General features: G+C 56.9%; 15 protein-coding genes and 1 pseudogene. 8 read left to right on the top strand and 8 right to left on the bottom strand.

Translation table 11 applies throughout. From position 1 onward, the window contains the following. The first annotated feature begins 154 nt into the window (after positions 1 to 154). Both leuE and AAZT04_RS00500 read left to right on the top strand, forming a co-directional pair. Complete coding sequence (gene leuE / locus AAZT04_RS00505) at positions 155 to 793, top strand: leucine efflux protein LeuE (RefSeq protein ID WP_020825394.1); 639 nt, start codon at positions 155 to 157, stop codon at positions 791 to 793. A gap of 153 nt (positions 794 to 946) precedes the next feature. After that, positions 947 to 2,446 (top strand): aldehyde dehydrogenase family protein, encoded by a 1,500-nt coding sequence (locus AAZT04_RS00500; RefSeq protein ID WP_176983604.1) that lies wholly within the window; start codon positions 947 to 949, stop codon positions 2,444 to 2,446. Between the two features lie 36 nt (positions 2,447 to 2,482). Here AAZT04_RS00500 and feaR read toward each other — a convergent pair whose 3' ends face one another. The 5 genes from feaR to AAZT04_RS00475 form a co-directional block, all read right to left on the bottom strand. Beyond that, positions 2,483 to 3,397 carry a transcriptional regulator FeaR gene (gene feaR / locus AAZT04_RS00495; protein WP_197820090.1) on the bottom strand — a complete coding sequence of 305 codons (915 nt, stop codon included), beginning with the start codon at positions 3,395 to 3,397 and terminating at the stop codon, positions 2,483 to 2,485. 200 nt (positions 3,398 to 3,597) lie between these two features. Then, complete coding sequence (locus tag AAZT04_RS00490; RefSeq protein WP_434678633.1) at positions 3,598 to 4,239, bottom strand: DsbA family protein; 642 nt, start codon at positions 4,237 to 4,239, stop codon at positions 3,598 to 3,600. A 306-nt stretch (positions 4,240 to 4,545) separates the two neighbouring features. Then, on the bottom strand, positions 4,546 to 5,778 hold the full coding sequence (locus AAZT04_RS00485) for a YncE family protein (RefSeq protein WP_434678631.1): 1,233 nt from the start codon (positions 5,776 to 5,778) through the stop codon (positions 4,546 to 4,548). A gap of 46 nt (positions 5,779 to 5,824) precedes the next feature. Next, positions 5,825 to 8,761: a condensation domain-containing protein gene (locus AAZT04_RS00480; RefSeq protein WP_434678629.1), complete on the bottom strand. Its 2,937-nt coding sequence runs from the start codon at positions 8,759 to 8,761 to the stop codon at positions 5,825 to 5,827. A 154-nt stretch (positions 8,762 to 8,915) separates the two neighbouring features. Beyond that, positions 8,916 to 11,039, bottom strand: a complete 2,124-nt coding sequence (locus tag AAZT04_RS00475) for a TonB-dependent receptor (protein WP_048759690.1) — start codon at positions 11,037 to 11,039, stop codon at positions 8,916 to 8,918. Positions 11,040 to 11,545: 506 nt separating this feature from the next. Between AAZT04_RS00475 and AAZT04_RS00470 the strand changes: the two genes are divergently transcribed. Next, on the top strand, positions 11,546 to 13,147 hold the full coding sequence (locus AAZT04_RS00470) for a condensation domain-containing protein (protein ID WP_434678626.1): 1,602 nt from the start codon (positions 11,546 to 11,548) through the stop codon (positions 13,145 to 13,147). A gap of 75 nt (positions 13,148 to 13,222) precedes the next feature. After that, positions 13,223 to 16,318, top strand: a complete 3,096-nt coding sequence (locus AAZT04_RS00465; protein ID WP_434678624.1) for an amino acid adenylation domain-containing protein — start codon at positions 13,223 to 13,225, stop codon at positions 16,316 to 16,318. A gap of 101 nt (positions 16,319 to 16,419) precedes the next feature. Here AAZT04_RS00465 and AAZT04_RS00460 read toward each other — a convergent pair whose 3' ends face one another. Continuing rightward, the gene (locus AAZT04_RS00460; protein WP_434678622.1) at positions 16,420 to 17,766 is read right to left on the bottom strand and encodes a condensation domain-containing protein; all 1,347 of its coding nucleotides are present in this window, start codon (positions 17,764 to 17,766) and stop codon (positions 16,420 to 16,422) included. 459 nt (positions 17,767 to 18,225) lie between these two features. Beyond that, complete coding sequence (gene bhsA / locus AAZT04_RS00455) at positions 18,226 to 18,480, bottom strand: multiple stress resistance protein BhsA (protein ID WP_020825385.1); 255 nt, start codon at positions 18,478 to 18,480, stop codon at positions 18,226 to 18,228. Positions 18,481 to 18,783: 303 nt separating this feature from the next. Here bhsA and AAZT04_RS00450 point away from each other — a divergent pair, with 303 nt between their 5' ends. From AAZT04_RS00450 to AAZT04_RS00435, 4 genes and pseudogenes are all read left to right on the top strand, one after another. Next, entirely contained in the window at positions 18,784 to 20,382 is a 1,599-nt protein-coding gene (locus AAZT04_RS00450) for an ABC transporter substrate-binding protein (RefSeq protein ID WP_434678619.1), read from the top strand. A 147-nt stretch (positions 20,383 to 20,529) separates the two neighbouring features. After that, complete coding sequence (cybB, locus tag AAZT04_RS00445; protein ID WP_261158551.1) at positions 20,530 to 21,054, top strand: cytochrome b561; 525 nt, start codon at positions 20,530 to 20,532, stop codon at positions 21,052 to 21,054. 15 nt (positions 21,055 to 21,069) lie between these two features. Then, a pseudogene (locus AAZT04_RS00440) lies at positions 21,070 to 21,282 on the top strand (helix-turn-helix domain-containing protein); the annotation flags it as partial. Between the two features lie 577 nt (positions 21,283 to 21,859). After that, positions 21,860 to 22,861, top strand: a complete 1,002-nt coding sequence (locus tag AAZT04_RS00435) for a membrane protein (protein ID WP_020825381.1) — start codon at positions 21,860 to 21,862, stop codon at positions 22,859 to 22,861. 221 nt (positions 22,862 to 23,082) lie between these two features. On the opposite strand, the gene proA is transcribed toward AAZT04_RS00435, so the two are convergent. Beyond that, positions 23,083 to 24,336, bottom strand: coding sequence for a glutamate-5-semialdehyde dehydrogenase (proA, locus tag AAZT04_RS00430; protein WP_261158381.1), 1,254 nt, complete (start codon positions 24,334 to 24,336; stop codon positions 23,083 to 23,085). Positions 24,337 to 24,338 lie beyond the last annotated feature (2 nt).

Below are 24,338 nucleotides of genomic sequence, written 5' to 3'. Positions count from 1 at the left end.
GATACAGTATTGACCGGCGCCGACCTGTAGGAAATACGGCAAACAACATGAAGTTTAATACGTTGCCAACCCGCCGCTGCGGCGTTAGGATCGCGCCCGGCTACGGGTGTAGCCAGTGTTATTGGCTGTCAGTTCCGCGCATGGAGAGGTTATTGTGTTAGAGAGTTTTGGCGTCCTGAATCTTTGGACCTATCTGGCCGGGGTGGTATTTATCATCATTCTGCCAGGCCCGAATACGCTGTACGTACTGAAGACCGGTGTGACACGTGGCGTACGTGCCGGTTATACCGCCGCGCTGGGCGTGTTTATCGGCGATGCGATCCTGATTTTCTGCGCCTATATTGGCGTGGCTTCGCTGATCCGTACCACGCCGTTCCTGTTTACCCTGGTGCGTTTTCTCGGCGCAATTTACCTGCTGTTCCTCGGTGCGAAAATTCTCTACGCCACCTTTATCCAGAAAAATGCGGCGCAGCAACAACAGATTGAAGGCGGCCACAGCATCCTGCGCAAATCGCTGACGCTCAGCCTGACCAACCCGAAAGCGATCCTGTTCTACGTGTCGTTCTTCGTGCAGTTTATCGACTTCAACTATGCGCACACCGGCCTGTCGTTCACCATTCTGGCGCTGATCCTCGAATCGGTCAGTTTTATCTACATGACCACGCTGATCTTCTCCGGCGCGATGCTGGCGCATTTCTTTAACCATAAGAAAGGCCTGGCAAAACTGGGTAATGGCCTGATCGGCCTGCTGTTCCTCGGCTTCGCCACTCGTTTGGCTACCCTCAGCTCCTAGTTCGCCGCATTAACGGCTGATCCCCTCAGCCGTTTTCTCTACTCTGTCACGCACGACAAACCGAATGTCAGACAGACAAAAGCCCTCCTTCTGTGCCTGCTATAGACTTTTAAGGTTAACGATAGCGACCTTTTTTGTCTGACAGGAGGGCGTATGCCTGACAATAACGTAGCAGTGATGGACAGCGTTTCACGTTTTCTCGATCGTCATCATGGGCTGTATATCGACGGCCAATGGTGTGGTTCCACCGCCGAAGGCCGGCTGGCGGTGTATAACCCCGCCAATGGACAACAAATTTCCTCCACCGCCGACGCCAACGCGCAAGACGTCGCACGCGCCGTACAATCGGCCCATCAGGCGTTTACATCTGGGGTCTGGGCGCAACGTTTACCTGCCGAGCGCGAGCGTATTTTATTGCGCTATGCCGATTTGGTTGAACAACACACCGAAGAACTTGCCCAGTTGGAAACGCTGGAACAGGGCAAGTCGATCAATATTGCCCGTATGTTCGAGGTAGGCTGCACGCTGAACTGGATGCGCTACACCGCCGGGCTGACCACCAAGATCACCGGCCAAACCCTGGACGTGTCGATCCCCATGCCGCCGGGGGCCAAATATCAGGTGTATACCCGTAAAGAGCCGATTGGCGTGGTGGCCGGCATTGTGCCGTGGAACTTCCCGCTGATGATCGGTATGTGGAAAGTGATGCCGGCGCTGGCCGCAGGTTGTTCCATCGTGATCAAACCCTCGGAGACCACGCCGCTCACCCTGCTGCGCATGGCCGAATTGGCGACCGAAGCCGGCATTCCACCGGGGGTATTCAACGTGGTGACGGGTAAAGGTACCGGCTGCGGCAAAGCGCTGACCGAACACCCGCTGATCGCCAAAGTGAGCTTCACCGGCTCCACGCCGGTCGGCAAAAGCATCGCCCGCGCGGCGGCGGACCGGCTGACACGCGTGACGCTGGAACTGGGCGGTAAAAACCCGGCCATCGTGCTGAAAGATGCCGACCCGCAGCAGGTTATCGAAGGCCTGATGGCGGGCAGCTTCCTGAACCAGGGACAGGTGTGCGCCGCCAGCTCGCGGATTTATATTGAAGCGCCCATCTACGACACCTTGGTGGCCGGGTTCGAGCAGGCGGTGAAATCCCTGTCCGTCGGACCGGGCATGGATGCCAGTGCGCAGATCAACCCACTGGTTTCCAGCGACCACCGCAATAAAGTGGCGGCCTATCTGGACGATGCCAGATCCAAGCACGCTGAGTTGATCAGCGGCGCGACCGGGCCGGACTCGCAAGGGTTCTATATTCCGCCGACGCTGGTAATTAACCCGGACGACAAGCTGAACCTGACGCGCGAAGAAGTGTTTGGCCCGGTGGTCAATCTGATCCGCGTGGCGGATGCTGAAGAAGCGTTGCGCAAAGCCAACGACACCGACTACGGCCTGACCGCCAGCCTGTGGACCACCAGCCTGCAAGCGGCGATGGCCTTCACGCCACGAATTCAGGCCGGCACGGTGTGGGTCAACACCCATACGCTGATCGACGCCAACATGCCTTTCGGCGGCTTCAAACAATCGGGTAGCGGCCGTGATTTCGGCCCGGACTGGCTGGATGCTTATACCGAATCCAAATCGGTGTGCATTCGTTACTGAACAGCGCCTTAATCGCCAGTAGCGCCCTCCAGGGCGCTACTGATACTGCTTACGGTATTCGCTGGGCGAAACGCCAAAACGGCTTTTGAAGGCGGTGGAGAAATGGCTGTGATCGGCAAAACCCCAGTCATGGCCGATAGTGACCAACTTTTGCCGCTCAGGCGCCGTGCGTAGCACCTGAGCGCACAAATCAAGACGGCGGTGCTTGATATATTGCGCCACCACCAGTCCCTGACGGGCAAACATCCGGTACAGGCTGCGTACCGAAACGCCCAGTTCAACGGCGATCCACTCAGGCCGCAACTGCGGCGACTGGATATGCGTATCGATAAACGCCAGCGTTCGGGTGAAAGCCTGCGGGAAAACCTCCGCTCCCACTTCAGGTTCCACCAGCGCCGGGCGCAACAGAGTTGCCACGGCACTCAGTATCGCCTCGCTCTCCGGTGCGCTCATCTGCGCGTCCTGCATGCAGCCCAAGACCAGTTGCCGACTGAGGCGCGCCATGCTGCTTTGCCCATCCAGCCGTCGTGCGAATTGCAGATCGCTAAAACGTGCCGACCGTTCGAAATAGCTGCGCGGCATCAGTAATGAGATTTGGCGGGAGTCCTGTTGAAAGGTAAAACTGCTGGTACGTGAAGCATCGATCAGCGTGACGTCACCGGCGGACAAGACTGCCTGTCGGTCACCCTGCTCCATCAATGAACTGCCGCGCAGTTGAAAGACCGTGAAAAAATGCGAGCCGTCGCTGCGGTTAATTTCTTTTTGGGTTCGATACAGGCGGGTTTGCGTCGCATCCACCACGCTCATACGTAACGCGTGGGCACGAAATTCCTGCATCGCGCCGCTAAATCCCGGCCCCAGAGTTCGGGCGCAGAACCGGCCGCAGGCGGAGTTGATTTTCGCCAACCACTCTTCGAAGCCAACCTCCCTGACCGGTACGGAAATTGCCATGGATCCCCCCTTCACACATCAGCGATGGACGCGTTCGAACCGCAAGCGGCAATGAACAGAAAATCAACATAACAACCCAGTAACATACAAGCAATGCCGACAGTGGGATCTGGCGCTGGGATCACAAATTGCGCCTTATGGCTCCAGACATGAAAAACCCGGCCGTAGCCGGGTTGATAAAAACGGGAAAATCGGGAGGATTAAGGCTGGCTATCCAGCAGATAACGCACCACGGCCGCGTATTCTTTTGCATAGCCGTCAACGCTTTGGCTCGCCATTCCGGCATTATCGATTTTGTACTTGCCGGAGACATAAAACGAGGGGGTTGCCCGTACGTCCAGCGCTTTCACCGCTTCATTCTGCTTGGCAATCAAGCCCTTCACCAACAGGCTATGGCGCGCATTTTCATAGGCCGCGGCATCTACGCCGGCGGCGGCAAACACCCGCTGAATATCCTCTTCACTGTTGATGGCGCGCTTTTTTTGCAGCTCGTCGAACAGCAGGCCTTCGATTTTATCCTCGATGCCCATCACCATCGCGATCGACCAGGCTTCAGTCAGCTCATTGCCCAATTTGCCCATCAGGCCGACGTGATATTTGGTCAGCTTGGTGCCCTCAGGCAGGGCCTGGCTGACGCTGCTGCCAACATGGTAGGTTTCTGCAAACTGATAACAAGGGCCGCAATAAAAAGAGAAAAACTCCACCACCGCAGGGGCTGACGCCACCGGTTTATCCAGGCGAGAATATTGCTCGCCAGCACGGTAATCCGCCGCCACGGCGACAGCAGGAAGCAATAGCGCCAGGAGCGCACCGGCGAACAGCCGATTAACTTTAGCCAACATAACTACTCCAATTCAGATGAGAACATTGTCCCTAACGGCGGTGTTTATAATCAAATTATCGGAACAAGACCAGTTTTTATTACCTTGTGTTTATGTGGGATTGGCTCACATCAAGGAGCCATGCGGGCCGTCAGTGGCGTTCTGCGCCCCAGACGTCATGATACACAACCGCCCCAGAAGAGGCGGCAGCGAAATAAGTATGCCACTAATTAATAACAACATTGGTGAGTATGGATTCACTGCGGACAAGAAGACTTATGCCAAGAATACGCTGCGTCAGCCTTCACTGACGCAGCGGGATCACACTCAGTTTTTTGGCAGTTGAATACGGACAACGCTTTCCGGTTTTCCGGCTTTGGTGCTGGCTCCGTCATTCTTCACCGTCACGAACAGCACGTTGTTGCTGGTGTCCAGCGCCAGGCTGTTAGGGTGCGGCGGCAGTTCTACGGTTTGCAGGCGCTTGAGGCTGTTTGAATCAAACACCGTCAACGTACCTGCGCCATGATCGACGCGGATCCCTTTGCGGTTGGCGACGTACACACGCTGGTTGCGATCGTCCAACAGCAGGCCAATTGGCACTTCATCGGTCAGTTCGCTGGCTAACACTTTGCCGCTGTCCGCATCCAGCGCAAACACCCGGTGACCGCTGCTGCGCTTCACGTAGTCGCGCTCAAGGTGGGTATTGCGGTAGTTGTCGCGGTCGATCCCCTGATCCACCCCTAACAGACGGTTATTCTTCCCGTCGTACACCAGGTTCAGCAGCTGATCCGCTTGAATCTCTTTGGTAGAGGTGATCGCCAGGGTATCGGCATTCAGGGTAATCAGTTGCCCCTGCATGTTAGAGACAAATACGCGCCGTCCTTTCTCATCCAGAGTGATGCCCACCGCGTTGTAGCCGAAACCGGGGATCATTTTCTCCAGCTTTTGAGTCCGGGTATTGACCACAAACAGCACGCTATCTACCCCAAAACCCAACCCCGGCAAGAACAGGCGGCCGCTCTTCGCGTCATACTTCATTTCGCGGATGCGGTACTGGTAGTCCTCGGTGATCTTGAAGCGCTTAAGCTCCTTGAGCAGGAACTCCAGGCGCTTGCCGCTGATGCCGGCCTCCTTGTAGGTCTGCTCCAGCATCGTTTTTTCGGTCACTGGAATGCTGTCCAGCGCACGGTTGGTGGTGGTATCCACCACGCCGACCGAGCCATTGAACCCTTGAGTCAGATACAGCCGGTGGCCGGCATCATCCAGGGCTACGCCGAACCCCTTCACCTGCAGAGGGATCTCCGCCTGCACCGCCAACGTGGTCGGATCCAGACGCAACACGCGGGATTTCGCCTCTTCCTTCCAGTCCGGTGCGCTGACGAACAGCGACTTCTGGCTTGGGCTGTAGGCCATTTCCACCAGCGCCGACGACAACGGCTGGCGCTTGATATCCTGCTGAGTGATCCCTGCGTCACGGGCCTGCGCTGCGCCGGCCACCACCAACGACGTTGCAATCAACAGCGACAGTAAAGCGCGGGGTGTTCCTATTGTTCCAGACATCCGTTTATCTCCATGAAAGTAATAAAGTCAGTTAGGGTGAACAACGTTATTGCTGTGGCGCCGGCGGCAAGGCCGACAGTGGCATGTCCCCACCGGCCTGTTGGGCAAAGTGAGAGAACACGTGCTGAATAGTTGCAGCGATCAACCCCGCCTGTTGCGCGGTGTAATGATCGGTACGGTAGGTCATCATCACGCGCAGGGATTTCACGCCGTCGAGGTTTTCTTCCATCACTTCAAACTGCAAACCGAGCAGCGATTCGGTTTTCTCCGGCTCCACCTGACGATAGGCCACCGTGCTGCCGTCCTGCAGGGTAAATGCCCCGTTCAGCTTGATACGGCTGTGGATCTGAATGAACACTTCGAACATGTGGTTCTTGCGGTCGGCATGAGCGCCAAACAGCCCTTCTTCCACCAGATCGATAGGAATATCGGTATAAGGCATAGAACCGTTGATGGTGTTTTTCACCTGGTCAATCAGCCCAGCGACCGTCAGCTGGTCGGCGAAGCGCACCCGGTGCACCACCACCGTGGTGAAGTAGCCGATGGTGTCAAAGAACTCGGCGTCGTTACGGCCGGAGGTGGAAGTCCCCACCAGCAGATCCGTCGGACCGCCCAACAGGCGCAGCGCCGTAGTGATACCGGCGTAGACCACGTTGAACAGTGAGGCGTTGTTCTTCCTGGCCTGCGCGTACAACCCCTCAGCCACCGTTGGTTCGACGTCAAATTCCAGCCATCCGCCGTTGACGTCTGCATCGGCCGGGACTGCAGGATGGTGCGAAGGTTCCTGCTGGAACAGCGGCTGACCGACCGGCGCATCGCGCAGGTTATCGAGCCAATAGTCCAGGTGTTGCTGTGCGACGCCGCCGGCCTGCTGCTGCCGGGCAAAGGCATAAAACTGCGGTACTTCACCTTTCCACTGCGGCTTCTGCCCCGCCACACGGTGGCTGTAGGCGATGCCCAGCTCGTCCATCATCAGGTTCAGCGACCATTCATCCAGCACCACATGGTGGAACAGCAGCGAAAGCAGTTGCCGGCCGGTTGCCGCGTCACGCAGGAAGGTAGCGCGCAGCGGCAGCTCGCGGGTCAGATCAAAGCGGTGGTCGCCGGCCTTGGCCAACAGTTCGCTGGCGTTACCGGCCGGTGTTTCATGAGAGAAGTGGAACCACTCGAAATCGAGCAGTTCAGCCGCAGGCACGACCTGTTGGCGAACCTCCCCCTGATGTTCGATAAACAGTGAACGCAATACGCTGTGGCGCGTCATGACGTCGATAAACGCCTGACGCAGGGCCATTTCATCCACCGGTTCGAGGAAATTGATGGCGAAAGGCAGATTGAAGATCTCGTCGTGACCGAAGGCCTCGTACACTTTCCACAGGGAGTGCTGGGCCAGCGACAGCGGTGCCTGGACCACCTCATCCCGCTGCTGCGTATTGGGCGCTTGTACCGCCGGTGCCGTAACCGCCTGACGTTTGGCGTAGGCCGACAGTCCTCGGGCCGTGGCGTGACTGAACAGGTCGTTAATGTTGAGTTCGATACGGTGCAGGCTTAACAAGCGACCGATGACGCGGGTCGCGACCAGCGAATGCCCGCCGCGATCGAAGAAATCTTCATCGACGGTCATGTCCGGCGCCACCAGGGCATCGCGGAATTCCGCCAGGATCAATTGAGCGATTTCATCATTTTCTTGTTGTTGTGCATCCTCTCCCGCCAGGACAGCTTCGGGCTGGGCCAACGGTTGCTCAGCGGCAGGCAGCAGGGCTGTCGTGATCGTCCGTCCGGCGAGATAAGCGACGAACTGCTCCAGCAGGAACGGCGCGACATGCGGGGTCAGGCGCGGATCCGCCACTAACTCCAACACCATCGAGTCCGGCTCGGGCAGGCTCAAAGCCAGCATCAGCTCAAAAGGCGTATGCAGCGGCGGTAACAGCAGGCGTTCAGCGTTAACCCCATCCAACTGCAGCGCCACCGAAGGATCCGCCAGCCAGCTCACCAGAAGCTGAGCTAATTCTGGGTTGGGCGCTTCCGCCGTTTGCTGCGCCAGCAGTCGGCTTTCCGCCTCCTGATCCGCAGGCTGCAAGGTCAGGCGTTTCAATCGGCTGGCGCCCTGCCAGCCGTCCATGCCGTTTGCCTGTTGTGCGTCGTCGAGCGGCACGCACAACTGCACCGGTTGCCCGCCGGACTGAGCGGCGATAAAGCGGCCAAAGCGAACGGCGATCGCCGCCAGTAAGGTGGTTGGGTTATCGGTTACGGGCAAAATCTTGCGCGCTACGCGGGTCGCTATACGTACCCCGGCCTGCGCCAGACGCTCGTCCTGTGCTGCCAATTGTCGGTAGTCCCGCAGCGCTGTCGCATGGCGTGGCCACGGCAGAACCAGCTCCGTCGCTTCCGGCAATGGCGTATTCAGTACAACCGGCGACAGAGTGTCCGGGACTGGCAGGGGATCATGGCGATTATACAGCGCCGACAGCATCGTCAATAATTGTCGACACGACAGCCTTTCAGCCAAAATATCGTGGGCAACGACGCCCAGCACCGAACCGGCACCGGTAAACAGCAGAAAACGAACTGGTGCTTCGCTTGCCAACTCAAGAGGCGTCGCCTGCGCCTGCAACAGACGGCTTACCGCCTGCTGTTCGTCCGCCACAGGTTGAATGCTCACCGGGTTCAGCGTTGCGTTGCTGCGCAGTTTGCGTAAGCCTTGCTCATCGTCGAAATCGTAACGAACGTCCAGTTCCGGCATCAGCCGGGTCAGGGCTTCCAGCGCGCTGGCCAGTCTGCCGATATCCGGCTCGCCGCCCAGTCGCCAGGCCATCGCCTGCTGGCAACCGCCGTCGCCGCGCTGCTGGTGCATGAACCACGCCAACTCTTCCGCTTCGCTCAATGGCTGTGAGGCATCCGCCGCCCGCTCGCCCAGCGTCTGAAACGCCAGGTCCAGACGCTGGGCCTCGTCATCGCTGAGAATATTGTCAAAATAACCGCTCACTGCTCTATCTCCTTGTGCCCGGCCATACCGGAACCTCGGGGGGAACGCGGGTCATAAACAGGGGCGTATCCACCACAGATCGCTGACAAACTCGCGCAAGCGCCAACAATCCAAGGCGTGAATACGCCCCTGCTGCAGACCGATTGCTATCGCATCAGAATGTCAGTTCCAGCGCCGCACCGATCATGCGTGGACGCTGCTGAGTCGCGGTGTAGACGTCGTTGCCGCTGACCATCACGCGACGTTCCGAGTCAAACAGGTTCTGCGCATACAGGGTGGCGCGGCCATAGGCGAAGGTGTACGCCAGTTGAGTATTCGCCGACCAGTAAGAACCGATGCGCCCGCGAGAGTCATTGTCGTACTGCGAGTAGTAGGAGTCCGAGAACGCCACGTTGCCGCTCAGTTCCAACCCGGCCATCAACTGGTACTTGGCGCCCATGTTGGCGGTATAAGCCGGCGCACGCGCCAGTTCATGCCCATCTACGCCGCTGCCCGAGAACTTCTTGATCTTGGTCTTCAACAGACCGACGTTCGTGAACAGTTCGAAGTCCCAACGCGGCTGCCAGGTCGCCCCCATTTCCGCGCCGTAGGTTTCTACCTTGTCGGCATTGCGGATCACCGAGGAGTTCGGCCCCAGGGAATACGGCAGCTGCATGTCCTTGTAGTCGTTGTAGAAGATGTTGCTGGTCAGGATGACGTTGGCATCTTTCAGGTGGTGACGGGTGTACAACTCATAGTTCCAGACATATTCCGAACCATAGGTGTAATTAACTACCGGCGTGCCGATGGTGATGCCTGCGCCACCGGCGTTATAGCCGCGCGCCACCTTGGCGCCGTAGGTCTGGGTATCCGTCGGTTTCCAGGCTAGATCCAGCTTCGGCAGGAATACGTCGTAGGTTTCATCGAAATCGATACGCACGGCCTTGCTGCCGCCGGTACGCTGACGGTGCTCGCGTTCTAAACGGCTGGCGGCGGTGATATCCACCTTCGGCGTGATGGCGTAGGTCAGCTCGGCAAAGGCCGAGTTGGTGTCGGTTTTATCCTTGAAGGTCGAACCGCCGAAAATGTTAACGAACTCATCCTGCTTGGAGTGGAAATAACGCAACCCTGCCAGCCCGCGCAGGCGGCTGTCTGGCCCACCAAAACGCGCCACTGGCTCCACGTGCACCTCTTTTCCGCCGATATCGGCGTACGGCAAGGCATAAGCCGTAGGACGGTTAATATTGAAGTCGGTATAAATAACGCGGTTTTCCAGCGTCAGGCTGTCGGATTGCTCCCAGGACAGATCCCAAACGCCGCTGTTGGTGTTGCTTTTAAACACCGCTCGGCGCGGATCGTGGCGCAGGCTGGTCGGGTGAACCAGCGGGTTGAGGCTCTCGTTTTGCGGCGAGGTGCTGCCAAAGTGGTTAAAGGTCAGCTTGGTGGTCAGCTCGCGCAGGCCTGCCGGGTTGAACAACAGTTTGGCACGTGCGGTAGTGGCTTCAACCTCACGCGGATCGCCCACCGGCTCATAAGCAGGAAGATCGACATCGCTGCGGCGACGCTGGCGATCGACGCTGACGCGGAACGCCAGTTGATCTTCCACCAGCGGGCCTGAAACCATAGCGGACAATTGCGAAGAGTGCTGGTTGCCCGCACCGCCCTTGAAGGCACTCTCCCAATCGAAAGTGGGATCCTTACTGGCCATCACGATCGCACCGGCAATGGCGTTACGCCCCTGAATATAGCTCTGCGGGCCGAGGAACACTTCGACGCGATCCAGATCCCACAGCGACTGCGGGCCATAGGCCTGCTCGTTATAGGTCAGGGAGCGACCATCCAGAGACAAATTGAGGCGCGGACGGGTGCCGCTGAGGAAGGCGTTGGCGCCGGTGTTCGGGCCGGAACCGTCGATACCGCGCACGGTGGGCAGATCGTTACCGATGCCGACATCCATGACGTTGGCCGTCATGCGTAATAAATCGGGGATCTGCAACGCATTGGGCATAGCGGCGATCCGCTCACTGTCGAACACCTGCACGCTGGAGCCGGTGTCGAAAATGCTGCGCTTTATCTTTTCGCCGGTCACCAGCAGGCTTTCGGAGTCCTGCCAATTATCGTTACGTTTGCTGTCGGCGGCTTCCTGCACCTTGTCGTCCACTGCGGCGGCGTTAACACTGCCCACAGATAAAGAACAAAGACCCAGAAAGAGTGAGGAAAATGCCCCAATGGCCTGCAAGCCTGCTTTTTCCTTGTTTCCTACGATTTTATGCCTTTGAGCCGCTGAATGCTTGCTCATAGATGTATTCTCCTTTCATCCCAGATGCACAAAAATATGTTTTATTTCACATAGGTAACGACGCTGATTCTCACACTGACAATGGCATTGCGGCCTTCCTGACCTTGCTATTGCATATCCCTGCCGCAGACAGCCGCCCCACCCCAGATAAACCGGGGGCGGACGCAGATTTTTTGTCTGGAAACGTAAAGAAATGTTAATAATGATAATATTTTACATTTTTTAATGCAAATCATTATCAACTAAACAAATAAACAGGATACGGAACGAGTAAAGTGCTGAACGATAAAACGCAGTTATTGTGGGTTCTTTAAAACCAATAATTTCAATTAAAATGAATATAAAACATAATTATATCGGTATTAATATTTTCTATAAGCGAGCGAGAACCTCCCCTTTCCACATTACCCTTACCTTTTATACCAACAAATAAAAATAGTAATAATTTTCATTCCCATTAACATTGCAATATATTCTTACAGTCTCTCAATACTGATGGAAACCCGATGAAAGCGTTGACCACGATGCAGGCCGCCTACTGGGTAGGTCGGCAATCCGAAGCGCCGCTGGGGGGCGTATCCGCCCACCTGTATGCGGAATTTAACTGCTGCGACCTGGACGTCGAACGACTGAGACAGGCCGTTGCCGCCCTTTACCTGCATCACCCTATGTTGCGCCTGCACATCACGGCCGATGGCCAGCAGACCATCAGCCCCTGCGGCCCTGAGCATGGCCTGCATCTGGACGATTTCAGCCAGTTCGATACCCCCGAAGCGAGCCACCGGCTCACAGCCAAACGGCAGCAAAAAAGCAGCCAAAAACTGCCGCTGGAACAAGGTATCCCCTGCGATATCAGCCTCAGCCTGCTGCCGGGCAGCCACAGCAGGCTGCATGTTGATCTGGATATGATCGCCGGCGATGCCATGGGTTTCCGCGTGTTGATGGAGGATTTGGCGCGGTTTTATCACCAATGTCCGGCATCCCCCGCCGACAATGGCGTACCCTACTTTGACTATCTGGATCGTCACTATGCCGATACCGCGCTGCAGGCACGTCGCACCCGCGCTCAGGCCTGGTGGCGTGAACGCCTGCCTCAGCTGCCGCCGGCACCGCACCTGTTGCGCACACCGGATATTTGCCGCAGCGATCGGCTGGCGCTGCAACTGAGCGCGAGCGAAACCAAAGCGCTGGAAGATGCCGCCAGAGCGCACGGCATCACGCTGTCATCCCTGTTTCTGGCGCTGTTTGCCGTTACCGTCGGCCATGGCTGGAACATGTCGCGCTTCAGGCTCAACGTGCCGCTGTTCCACCGGGATGAAGCCAACCTCGCCACGATCATTGGCGACTTCTCTAACCTGGTGCTGCTGGGCGTGGAGCTGAACCCGGCTGAAAACTTGCCGGCTTTCAGCCGCCGCCTGATGGCCCAGCTGGCGGAGTTAATAGCTCACGCCGATTACCCCGGCGTCAGCGTGATGCGCGATTTGTCGCGCCTGCAAGGCAGCATGCAGCCTTCACCCGTCGTGTTTACCGCCGGGTTTGGCATCCGTGGCAAAGCGTTGTTTTCTGACAACGTCACCCGCACCTTTGGCCCGCTGGAGTGGGTAATTTCCCAGGGGCCACAGGTGGCGCTGGACGCGCAGGTGGCACACGCCAACGGCGGCATTCTGATCAACTGGGACGTCCGCCTGGACGCCTTCCCTGATCGGCTGTTGCCGCAGCTGTTCGCCACTTACGGCGCCTTGCTGAAACGGGCCGCCAACCGGCCGGACAGCTTTAATCAGCCACTTTCGCAGTGGTTGGCGCAATGCTCCCCAGCGGGCCAGGCACGTCAGATGCCGGTTCGCCAACTGCTGCACCGGCTGCTGGCGCGGGTCGCGCCGGACGCCAGGCTGGGTGACGATGACGATATCCGTACCCTGCAACTGCCGCAGGACGCTCTGATGGCCCTATTGGCGGTACTTAACAAATACCTGCCGGTGGCGCTGGCGCCGAAGGATATAGAGGCGAACCCGACTCCGGCCGCTCTTGCCGCAGTGATCTGCGAGCGAGCCCCCAATGCCGCCGAGGGCGCTCAACTGTTATTGCAGGTGCTGGCACCCAAAGCCTGATACCGATCCGGGCGCGTGGTCTCATGCGCCCTGCTTTCTATTTCGTGGGTTAGTGACAATCAATAGGGAAATACCATGGAGACACCATTAAGCGCACTGCAGCAGGCTTACCTGCTCGGGCGCAGCGAACAATGGCCCCTCGGCGGCGTAGCGATGCACGACTTTCGCGAATATCGCGGTCTGGGACTGGATTTGGCCCGCCTGGAAAGCCGATTGAGCGAACTGGTGCAGCACTATGCGGCGCTGCGCACTTGCATCGATACCCAGCGTTTCACCCAACACGTGCGGGCAGAGGCCACGCTGAATCTGGATCGGCACGATCTGCGTGCGCTCGACCATCAGGCAGCGCAACGCCAATTGGCTGACTTGCGCGAGCAATATTCGCATCAGCGCCACGATCCCGCGCAGCCGTTGTGGCGTATTGCCGCCATTCAGCTCTCGGAGACGCAGGACGCCACCGGCAGCCCCTACGACACCGTGATTTTCACCAGCTTCGACGCGCTGATCCTTGACGGCCAGGGTATCTCCACCGTCATCGCCCGGCTGTTCGACTACGCCCCGCTGCCGCCAGTCGTGCCGCCAAGCCCACCGGCTGCAGCCACGGCGGAACAGCGTCAGATTGATGCCGCCTACTGGCAAGCCAAGCTACAGGACGTCACCACGCCGTCGGCGTTGCCGTGGCGCACCCCGCTGACCAATATCAAATCCTCTCGCTATCGCCGCGCCAACCTGACTTTGCCGCGCGAGGTTCTAAAACAGTTCTCGCGCCTGGGATCCTCCCATGCCCTGCTGCGCAACAGCAGCCTTTCGGCTCTTATCCTCGATACGCTGGCGCAGTGGACCACCGACGGCGAACTCTGCGTCGGCGTGCCGGTGGCGTTTCCTGCGGCAAATGGTGCGCTCAGCAACGCCTCTACCTTTGTGGCGGTACGCTATTCCCGCCTGGGGGGCACCTTTATCAGCCGCGCCCAGGCCTTGCAGGACGACGTGCTGGGGGCGCTCGACCATCTGGCATTTTCCGGCGTTGACCTGGCGCGGCAGTTGCTAAACCTCAGCCAGGGTTCCCCGGCGCTGCCGGTGATCCTCACCAACTGCCTGGGGTGGGAGACGCTGCCTGGCAACGCGCCGGTTCGCTACCATGACGGCGTGACCCAGACGCCGCAGGTGGCGATCGATATCCGCCTGATGCAGGACGCCGACAAGAACCTGCTGCTGTGCGTCGACTACGCCGAGCAGGCGTTGGATGGCGAGCAAGTACAGGCGATGCTGGACGCATTGCAACGTCGGGTAATGTTGATGTGCCGGGACGGCGATGTGGAAATTCCCCCCGCGCAATTTATCGATTACCAACATTACCGCCATAACCACAGCGAGACGTCATTCAGCGCTTACCCTTATCTTGCGCAGTTGGCCGACAGGTTGTTTAACGATCCGCAGCCGCGCCCCGCGTTGATCTGCGACCAACTAAGCCTGACGTACCCGGAATTGGGCCAACGGGTTAGCGCAGTGATGGCAAATCTGCAACAGCATGGCCTGAAGCCAGGCAGCGTGCTGGCCTTGTATCTGGCGCGCAGCCCGGAGCATGTAACCATCTCACTCGCCTGTGCGCTGTTGGGCATTATCTGGGTGCCGATCGACATCAACTCACCGCCGGAACGTACCGCCTATCTGCTGACCAACTGCCGGCCGGATCTGGTGGTACACAAGGGTGAGCTGGACACCTCGTTCGGGGTTACGCCAGAAGAACTGCTTGACCCGACAGCGGGCGCCGCCAAGCGGCCGGACAGCCAGACGCTGACCGAGCGCAGCGTCAGCACCGAAGCCAGTTATTATCTGTATACCTCCGGTACCACCGGCAAACCGAAATGCGTGGTGCTCAATAACCGCGCCACCGCCAACGTTATCGGCCAGACCCTGCAGCGCTGGGCAGTCACCGCCGACGACGTGATGATTTCGGTCACGCCGCCGCACCACGATATGTCGATGTTTGATCTGTTCGGCTCGCTCAGCGCCGGTGCCACGCTGGTGTTACCGGCACCACATCAGGAAAAGGACGCCATCAGTTGGAACCAGTTGGTTGAGCGCCATGGCGTCAGCCTGTGGTGTTCGGTCCCCGCCATTCTGGAAATGCTGCTTACCTGTAAAACCGACGACAGCCTGCGTTCGCTGCGACTGGTGGCTCAGGGGGGCGATTACATCAAACCGGCGACGGTACAGCAATTGCGAGGCCTGCGTCCGGACATCAGCCTGTTCTCGCTCGGTGGCCCGACCGAAACCACCATCTGGAGCATCTGGCACCCGATAGCGCCGCAGGACACCGGCACCGTGCCTTATGGTCAGCCGCTGCCGGCTAACCAATACTTTATCTGCCATGATGACGGTACCCACTGCCCGACCGGCGTGGTCGGCCGCATCCACACCTCCGGGGTGAATCTGGCGCTGGGGTATCTGGAGGACGGTGATTTAAAACAACATGATTTCGTTACGCTGGAGGGGCCCGACGGGCAACCGCTGCGGGCCTTCCGTACCGGCGATCAGGGGTACTATCGCCCGGACGGCAATATCCTTTTCGCCAGCCGGGTGAACGGCTACGTGAAAATCCGTGGCGTGCGCGTTTCGCTGCCGGAAATTGAAGATGTGTTGCGCGGACACGAGGCTATTGTCGATATCGTGGTAGTGGATTACCCTGGCGGTGACAATGGCGAAGCGACGCTCGGGGCGATGTACCTCACCCACGACGGCAAACCGCTGTCGCTGGCGGCGATCCGCGCTTTTTCGACCGGCTACCTTCCTTGTACCCATATCCCGACACGCTTTATTCATACCGAGTTGCTGCCGCTGTCGGGTAACGGCAAGACCGACCGTCACCGCATCCGCGCAGCCTTCAGCGCCGATCGTGCCGCTCCGGGCCTGAATGCCTGTGCGGCACCGCTGCCGAGCGCGCCACCGGCGCACAGCGGCAAGATTCTGTCGATCTATTTAAAGGCCATCGGCGCAACGCCGCGCCCGGAATGGGGAGAAGAAACGGCCTTTATCAGCATGGGGTTGAAGCTGCCGCACATTCGCCAGGTGGCGGCGCAGCTTAACCAGGCCTTTGGCACCCAACTGCCGCCAACGCTGTTAATCCCCTGCAAAAATGCGCGGGAAGTGGCGGCATTGTTGGCACGTTAAACGGTTCAAACTAAAAGGGGCTGCATGCAGCCCCCTATCACCTCATTCAAACTTATATCGGGTCGAGTATGGCCCCAACCATTACGCTGATCCTTCGACCATCAGGCGGGCACCGCCACCAGTTCGCCGAGCGCCGTCTCCAGCGCTTCTTCCCGCAACGCACGCAATAAAAACGCCTGCAGGTCACGCCCGTAGTCTTCGATCCCATCGCAGGCAAACTGCTGCACGTAAACATCGATATCCAGGTGCAGATCGCCAGCATCGGTGCGCCCGCGGAAGGTCAAGTTAGCGCCGTCGCCAGATCCTCCTGCCAGTACCCGTCGCGTACAGGTGCAGCCGCTGAAACCGGCGGGATCAAACGGCTGGACGTTGATAAACGGCGAGATAAACAAACGAGAGGCCGGCGTCACACCGCGATCTGCGGCAATGTGCCGCAGACGGTAACCTGCGTGGCTGCGCAGCTCACGCAGCATCTTCGCCATGCCCGACAGAAAATGGCCCAAAGTCTCTTCCGCACGCAGCGACACCAAAAGCGGCAGCGTATTGACCGCCAGCGCCGGCGTATTGGTGGCCTGGCTGCTGCGGCGGTTCATCACCGGCATCCACATGGTGCGCGAATCGCCCTTATCATGCGGCAACGGCGGCAAGGTAAAGAACAGCCAGGCGGCGGACAGGGAAAGCAACAGATCGGGCCAACCGATACCACTACGTTCCGACAGCCAACGCAACCGCTGCGGGATCTCCTCCGGCAACGGCGTGCTGGTACTCAGGGATTTCACGCCATATTCCCTGCCGCCTTTGCGCACCGTTGGCAAGGTCTGCGACGGCGGCAAATACCGCTGCCAAAAATACCGGTCTTTAGCGCAGCGTTCAGAAGCCACATAGGCCAGTTCATGGTGCTGAAAAGCATGAATCTCGCCCAATGCGTGCCCTGCCGCGCTGTCGTCGAGGAAATGCGTATACAGCGCGGCACAACGATGTTCAACCAACGCCATGCCAAAGCCATCAATCACAATATGGTGGGCGCGCACGTACCAAATAAAATGCGAAGGCCCCAGCCTGATCAACCACACCGCGGCCACCGGCTGGCTGCACAGATCCAGTGGTTGATCGACATCCGCCTGCATCAGCCGCATCGCGGTCTGGTAAGGATCGGGCTGTGCCTGAAGATCAAGGCGATTAAGTTGCGGTATTGCCTGGGGATCATAACGCTGCTGCGGCAAGCTCTCGCCAGTGCCGCCGTGAAAACGCAATGCAAACGCCTGCGTTTCCGCCATCGTCTGAGTGATAGCCCGACACAGCGCCTCTTCATCTACCGCGCCGCGTAGTTCGGTGACGTGAGCGACGGTGGAAAAAGGCTGTCCGGGGTGCAAGGTAAATTCGTCCCAGAAGTCTAACTGCGCCGGTGTCAGCGGCAGCCATTCAGTAGCCAAAACAGTTTCCGACATGTTACCTACCTTTGATAAGCCATAAACAAATGTTGAAACAACGGAAGCGAAAACCCCGCTGCCGCCGATAACGGCCAAAAGCGAGGTAAATGGCGGACACGGTTGGATGACCAGCCCAAGGGCTGCCCGGCGTGATCCTTATTATTGTGTTGTGGTTGGCGTGCTTGACCTCCCTGGCGCACGTAAAGCGAGACGGCGCAGCCACCTTTTCCAAGGCCAGGGCAACGCACTGAAGATGTTTCGGTTTGGTTACAAATGAAAATGATAATAACACTTATTATCATTTTCATGAATATAGAACAACCTGTTCATGCTGCAAACTTAATTGACGTGGAGAGTGCGCCTGAGGAGTGACCGAGGATTAAATGGCGGAGGATGAGGGCTACAAACCAACAAAACAGGAACCTTCTGGGGCGGTAAAAACAAGTACCGCCCCGGTCTAACGGCATGCACCTGCCATTATTGGTAAATTACCGCTACGCCGTGCAGTTTATTGCCTCCGCTGGCGGAAATAATGCGGTACGAACTCGCCCCGGCCTGATCGGCTTTCTTCGCCAATTGCTTTTCCAGACCTGAGAGCGTCAGTGCTCCGCTGGCGGAGACCACGCCGAGTTTAGTCAGCCCCTGCTCGGAACTGACGCTGTTGGCTGCAAAGCTGCTGGTGGACACCACCGCCAGGATAAACGCCGCCATGACATATTTAATCGCTTTCATATAACCACCTCATTAGATTGACCAGACCAGGTTCTGCCTGGTGAGGTGATTCTAAGTGGGGGTTGCTGACCCCAAAGTGACTCGTCGATAACATTTTTGTCAGACAACCGAAAAACCGGGGTTATTTACCTAAGCATACAATTTCATCGGCTATCTTGACGCCCGGCCGGTCTGCGGCCGTCGAACAATCGTTATTCCTCAGTTCCCATATTCGCGATCAATCACTTATATTTAAATTGAGGGCTGCCTGAATGCCACAGCGGCGGCAGTGTCCTCAATCAACCTGAGGGAGCCATCCATTTTATGCGTTTAAAACAAAGCACTGCGGGTCTGTTGTTGGCAGGAACCGGCCTGTTGACCACGGGCTGCGCACTGGCCGCCACGGATACTCTGGTCTACTGCACCGTAGCCTCGCCCGAATCTTTCAACCCGCAGCTTTCCAGCTCCGGCACCACCTTTATCGCCACCTCGCAGGTGCTGTACAACCGCCTGCTGACGCTGCGTGAAAGCGATAAAACCCCGGCGCCCTCACTGGCGACCGAGTGGACCATCAGCCCGGATGGCAAAACCTACACCTTTACGCTGCGCAAGGGCGTGAAGTTCAACAGCAACAAATACTTCACCCCGACGCGCGATTTCAACGCCGAGGACGTGGTGTTCACCGTGATGCGTCAAAAGGACCCCAATCATCCGTATCACAAGGTGTCCGGCGGCAACTACGAGTACTTCACCGACACCGGGCTGGACAAGCTGATCACCAAAGTGGAGGCGGTGGATAACGACCACGTGCGCTTTACGCTGAGCCAGCCTAACGCCGCGTTCCTCGCCGACTGGACGATGGACTTCGCCTCGATCCTTTCCGCCGAATATGCCGATGCCATGCTGAAAAAAGGCACCCCGGAATATGTCGATAACTGGCCGATCGGCACCGGTCCGTTTGCGCTGCAGCAGTACAAACAGGACTCGCTGATCCGCTACATCGCCAACCCGCATTACTGGCAAGGCGAAGTGGCCAGCAAACACCTGATTTTCTCCATTACGCCAAACCCGGAAACCCGGCTGGCCAAGCTGAAAACCAACGAGTGTCAGATTATCCCTGCCCCGCTGGCGGAGCAGTTTGACGCCATCAAGAGCGACAAAAACCTGCAGTTGCACAACATCGACGGCCTGAACGTCGGCTATCTGGCGTTCAACACCCAGAAGAAGCCGTTCGACAACGTGTTGGTACGCCAGGCTCTGAGCTATGCGGTGGACAAAAAGGCCATCGTTGCGGCGGTATTCAAAGACAGCGGCACGCCGGCCTATTCGATACTGCCGCCGGGCATGCTGGGCTATAACGACAAACTGCCCGAGTACGCTTACAACCCGGAAAAAGCGCGTGAACTGCTCAAGCAGGCCGGGCTGGAGAAAGGGTTTGAGACCGACATCTGGTCGATGCCGGTAGCCCGCCCTTACAACCCGAATTCACGCCGCATCGCTCAGATGATCCAAAACGACTGGGCGAAAGTGGGCGTAAAAGCCAAAATCGTCACCTGGGAATGGGGCCAGTATCTGGCCGGGTTGCGCAAAGGGGAACAGCAGAGCGCGCTGTATGGCTGGATGTCGGATAACGGCGACCCGGACAACTTCGCTACCCTGCTCAACTGCGCCGGCGTGCAAACCGGTGCCAACGCGGCACGCTGGTGCGACAGCAGCTACGACAAGCTGATCCAGCAGGCGATTAAGGTTAGCGTCCCGGCCGAACGTGCCAAGCTTTATCAGCAGGCACAGGTGATTTTTGCCCAGCAGGCTCCGCTGCTGCCGCTGGCTAACGGCAAGGTGTTCTACGCCACCCGCAGCAACGTCAGCGGCTATGTGGTTGACGTTAACGGCAGCGACTTTGCCAAGGCCAAGATCAACTGAGTGAAAGTGTGGCACCCGCGTTGGGTGCCACACCGGCAATCCGCCGGATGAAATTCTCATCCGGCGCTTTTCTCTCCTGTAACATTTGGTTACTCTCATCAACACTGTGATTTAACATCAAAAGGTAACCCGGTGCAGAACTCTTATATGCCGATGCAGATCCGTCTGCACTGGCTGGTGGCGATCCTGCTGGTCGTGACCTGCACGACGATTGAGCTGAGAGGGCTTGCCGTACCGGGCACCCCGGTGTGGTACGTGCTGGTGGTGACCCATTTCAGTTGCGGAGTGACGGTATTTGTTCTGATGATCGCCCGCTTGTTTCTGCGCTGGCGCCACACCAGCCCCGCTATCGAGCCGAAACCGGCAAAATGGCAAACTGGCGTAGCCCATCTGGTACACAGCCTGATTTACCTGCTGCTGCTGACGTTGCCGATTCTGGGCGTCTATTCCCGCTATTTGGGGGGGAAAGAGTGGTTTTTATTCGGCTTGCCGATGCCCTTCGCCGAGATTGCCGACCGACCGCAAGCGCGGACGATTATCGGCTGGCATAAGACGCTGGCGGCTTTCGGCTATTGGCTGATCGCGCTGCATGCCGCCGCAGCGCTGTTCCATCACTATATCGTTAAGGACAATGCGCTGGTGCGTATGCTGCCTTGGTTGAATCGGCGTTAGGTTAGCTGCCCTGTTATGCACCACCCGCAGCTCACTTTTCTTGCGCTGGTGGGGGTATCACGTATGGAAAAAGGCATCACTCAGGCCAAACTGGCCGAAGCGCTGGGACGCCCGCAGTCGTTTATCGCCAAGGTTGAAAACGGCGAGCGCAAGCTGGATGTGGTGGAGTTTGCTGTTATTGCCCGGCTGCTTGGGGTGGGTGCTGGAGCGGTTATTGAGCGGATTGGCGGGCGATTTCATTCTTGTAATCGAACCTACGACCTTCGCATTACGAATGCGCTTATCAGTACATATCCGGGCGCGATGAGCAAATTAGGCACTCCATAGCTATTGAAGAGTGTCACCGGTCCGGTGCATTCCCTGCCTTATAGTTGAACGCCCACCCAGAAAGCTTTGGCAGCGAAGAACGAGTTATCCAAGTGTATCTGTTTAAGGAGGAACTAATGTCTCATTCATCATCGAGGACAAGAGTTTTGGATACGGCAAGGCCCTTGGCACACAGAGCTTCTCACGCACGAAGTTGTGCTAACCATGTGGCAAACAGGTTAGGAATTACCCGCAGTGAGCTTTTGATAAAAGTTGAGGAAGATTCTGGGGCAAGTTTGGTATCACCACAAACCGAAGAAGAACTGATGAAAGCGTTCTATTATATGGAAAACCTTTAATATTGGGCCGCTATGATCGAGGAGCAGACGTAAATTTCTCATTGGCACACAACTCACAACAGAGGTATGTTATTAACAAGGAAAAGTGATATTTAACGATTCATTTAATTATTATCAGTTAGGTTTAAAAAGGAGTTTTTGTGGCTTTATATAACATTTCCAACAAAACATTGACACCTTTAGAGAGAACTACGTTTTCTATTGAAGGATTGCAAGAGCGTTATGATTTGCAAGAGGCAATTAAAAATAACATCACCATATTGGCACCTGATTGTCTTGTCATCGCCGAAGAATTCTCTGATTGGGAAGATAGTCGCCGAAGGATTGACATATTAGCTATTGATAAACAGGCAAACCTTGTAGTAATAGAGTTAAAGCGTGACGAGATTGGTGCTCATATGGAGCTCCAAGCATTGAGATATGCGGCGATGATATCTACTATGAGTTTTTCTAAGGCATGTGAATATTATCAGGCCTATCTTCATAAAAACAATATTGATATCGATGCTAAAGAAAAAATACTAGACTTTGTTGAACTTCAAGATACAGAGCTTGTCGACTTTGGAAAAGATATAAGAGTCATATTGGCATCGGCTGGATTTAGTAAGGAACTTACTACTACGGCAATCTGGCTAAGGGATAAAGGCGTTGACATTAGCTGCGTAAAAATAACACCTTATAATTTCAAAGGTGAAGTTCTAATCAATGCAGAGCAGATAATACCGGTCCCCGAACTGAACGAATACCAAGTTAGATTTAGAGAGAAGCGTATAGAGCAGATTGCCAGCTCTAAAAAATCAGAGAGGGATTATTCAAGTTATAGATACAAAGGACTTGTCCTAAACAAAAGAAATCTTGCATTAGAAATTTTTACTGATTGGATAGAAAAGAATAATCCTGCTAACTTCGATGAGCTGAGAAAAAAATTATTTGGCGTCATAAAAAACCGTACGATAGCTCTAGCTGAATGTATTAGTGATGAGAGAAAAAATCGATACCACATGAATGACGATGATCTGATTGAGCTCGAATCAGGTGAAGTAATAGTAATATCCAACCAATGGGGTATAGGTAACATTGAACGAGTTTTGGACTTTTTTAGCAAAGATGGCTTTGTTGTCGAAAAAGTTGAGGTTGAATAGAAATAATACCTTTTTTATTTTTAGTATAAAACATCTGAGAGATGTTCTACCCAACATTTATTAACACACCATAGTGTTAATAACGTCCACTCCTGGCACAGAGCCGACTTTCAGAATAGTTTCTTTGGGCCTGCAACAATGCCAGTTCTGGTATGACCCAGCATACAAAAAGGGCGCAGCATGCTGCGCCCCTACATGAAATCTCAACGCCATACTAAACGTTAACTGCGAACCAAATCGTCGCCGTAGCCGATCCACTTGTAGGTGGTCAGAGCGTCCAGGCCCATTGGACCGCGGGCATGCAGTTTCTGCGTGCTGACCGCCACTTCTGCACCCAGACCGAACTGGCCGCCGTCGGTGAAGCGGGTGCTGGCATTCACATATACCGCACTGGAGTCCACCGCACGCACAAAGTGCTCGGCGCTGCTCAGTGAACGGGTGAGGATCGCGTCGGAGTGGCTGGTGCCGTGGGTACGGATATGGTCGATGGCCTGATCGATATCGTCCACCAGCGCCACGTTCAGATCCAACGACAGCCATTCGTCGTCATAATCTTCTGCCGCCACCGCCACCACCGTTGCCGGGCCGTCTTGCAGCAGCGGCATGGCATTCTCCGCCGCGTGCAGGATAACCCCCACCGCCGCCATTCTGGCACTCAGCGCCGGCAGGAACTCTGCGGCGATGTTGCGGTTCACCAGCAGCGTTTCCAGCGAGTTACAGGCGCTTGGGCGCTGAATTTTGGCGTTCTCTATCACCGTCAGCGCCTTGTCGAAATCAACGCTGTCATCAACGTAGGTGTGGCAAACGCCGATACCGCCAGTGATCACCGGGATGGTCGACTGTTCGCGACACAGCTTGTGCAGCCCCGCGCCACCACGTGGGATCAGCATATCGACGTAGCGATCCAGGCGCAGCAGTTCATTCACCAACGCGCGATCCGGGCTGTCGATAGCCTGTACTGCCGCCGCCGGTAGGCCGCACTGTTCCAGCGCCTGCTGGATCACTTTCACCGTCGCCTGATTGGTATGGTGGGTTTCTTTACCGCCACGCAGGATCACCGCGTTGCCGGTTTTCAGGCACAGGCTGGCAACGTCGATGGTGACGTTTGGCCGTGCTTCATAAATCACGCCAATCACGCCCAACGGCACGCGACGGCGTTCCAGTTTCAGCCCGCTGTCCAGCAGGCTACCGTCCAACACGTGGCCGACCGGGTCGTTTAAACGGCACACCTGGCGCACATCGTTGGCGATCGCCGCCAGTCGCGCCGGGGTCAGTAGCAGGCGATCGAGCAGCGCTTCGCTCATCCCGCTGGCGCGTGCCTGCGCCATATCCTGCTCGTTAGCCTGCAAAATCACTTCGCTTTCGGCTTCCAACCGGTCGGCGATGACCGACAACACCTGGTTTTTCTTCGCCGTGCTCAGCACCGCCAGTTGCCAGGAAGCCTGTTTGGCGGCTTTCCCCATTTGCTCTAGCATGC

The organism is Serratia sp. Je.1.23.a, assembly GCF_051129805.1.
Lineage (GTDB): Bacteria > Pseudomonadota > Gammaproteobacteria > Enterobacterales > Enterobacteriaceae > Serratia > Serratia liquefaciens.
This window is presented reverse-complemented; position numbering and strand designations above follow the sequence as displayed.